Origin of the sequence: Bacteroides sp. NSJ-39 (assembly GCF_014287315.1) — a bacterium.
GTDB classification, from domain to species: Bacteria; Bacteroidota; Bacteroidia; order Bacteroidales; family Bacteroidaceae; genus Bacteroides; species Bacteroides finegoldii.
The window spans coordinates 1-1,419 of sequence record NZ_JACOOB010000060.1; the positions used below are offsets into that span (position 1 = coordinate 1).

2 protein-coding genes are annotated in these 1,419 nt (G+C 43.1%); both read left to right on the forward strand.

Translation table 11 applies throughout. The features are described 5' to 3' along the window. Positions 1-63 precede the first annotated feature (63 nt). The gene (locus tag H8S63_RS19690; protein WP_186927700.1) at positions 64-450 is read left to right on the forward strand and encodes a hypothetical protein; all 387 of its coding nucleotides are present in this window, start codon (positions 64-66) and stop codon (positions 448-450) included. Next, positions 416-1,408 (forward strand): transposase, encoded by a 993-nt coding sequence (locus H8S63_RS19695; protein WP_186927706.1) that lies wholly within the window; start codon positions 416-418, stop codon positions 1,406-1,408. Before H8S63_RS19690 ends, H8S63_RS19695 begins: the two co-directional genes overlap by 35 nt. The last annotated feature ends 11 nt before the right edge of the window (positions 1,409-1,419 follow it).

A 1,419-nucleotide genomic window follows, 5' to 3' on the forward strand; every position in this document is an offset into this window, starting at 1 on the left:
GGGTCAGTAGAAATTTAGTGGGGATTATTTTTTATACTCGTGAAGTATTGCTTACTTCGCATTATGAAAAACGATTATTTGACCATGCTAGCCAGCCTCGTGTTGCCGGCGCAGATATTAGATTACTTTCTTATCTCTGGAGTCGAACAAACCTCTCAAGAGATTCATATCAGTCTGGATGAAAAGATGAATCCCAAGTTAAGCAATGACGTACATTTTGAATCCAAAGGTTTTATGGAAGCTGTAAATGTGACGGACTTTCCCATACGGGACCATAAGGTAATTCTCAAGATCAGACGTCGGCGTTGGACGGACTTGCGCACAGGTAAAAGTTTCAGCATTCCCATCGACCTCGACGTTGTGGCCAAGGGAACCAGATACTCCAAAGAATTTGGAGCTTTTTTAAAAGAAACGTATGGAGACATCCCCGGTGACCTGCCGTACGCTTGAGGAATTCTATCATATAGACTGTCATACATTTGAAAAACAGTACAAGGAGGTTCTCAGCGGATATCGTAATTGGGAACAGTTATCTCATGCGGATGAATGGATGCTGTTTCCTGAGAATATAGGACCGCATCTGGCAATTGACGAAACATCGCTCTCAAACGGTGAACTTTACACCTTTGTGACCAACCGCGATGCCTGCACAAGGGAGTGTTCTCTTGTAGCAGTTGTGGCAGGCACCAAATCGGAGGATGTAATAGCTGTACTTCAGCGAATTGACGAGGAAAGTCGTTATGCCGTTAAAGAAGTGACACTTGACCTTTCAGAATCCATGCGCAAGATCGTACGGACTGTATTTCCTAAAGCCGACCGTGTGATAGACCGTTTTCACATCCAGAAATTAGCTTGTGATGCCGTGCAGGAATTACGCATCAAACACCGTTGGGATACCATACAGCAGGCCAATGAGGAAACGGAGGAAGCTAAACAGAAGAACGAAGATTATGTCCCATACCGATATTCTAATGGTGATACCCGTAGGGAGTTGCTTATACGCTCGCGGTATTTACTTTTCAAATCAGCCGATAGATGGACAGAGAGGCAGAAACAAAGGGCGGCAATACTATTCGAAGAATACCCTGACATTAAAAAAGCATATGGCTTGTGCCATTCCCTGCGGATGATATTCTCAAAGAATACCATAAAGGATGCTGCACGTCTGGCTATGGCACGGTGGTATAATAAAGTAGAAGAAGCAGGGATGCATTCTTTTAACGTCATTGCTGCTACTTTTTATGAACACTATGATGAAATACTGAATTTCTACAACCACCGTTCTTCAAATGCAATGGCAGAATCTTTCAATGCTAAAATTAAACTATTCAGAGCAAACCTAAGAGGCGTAGCTGACAAGAGGTTCTTCCTTTTCCGCATCGCTAAACTATATGCGTATCCCCACTAAATTTCTACTGA

Coding starts and splice junctions, on each gene's coding strand:
- H8S63_RS19690 (WP_186927700.1), top strand. CDS start 64: ATGAAAAACGATTATTTGACCATGCTAGCCAGCCTCGTGTTGCCGGCG.
- H8S63_RS19695 (WP_186927706.1), top strand. CDS start 416: ATGGAGACATCCCCGGTGACCTGCCGTACGCTTGAGGAATTCTATCAT.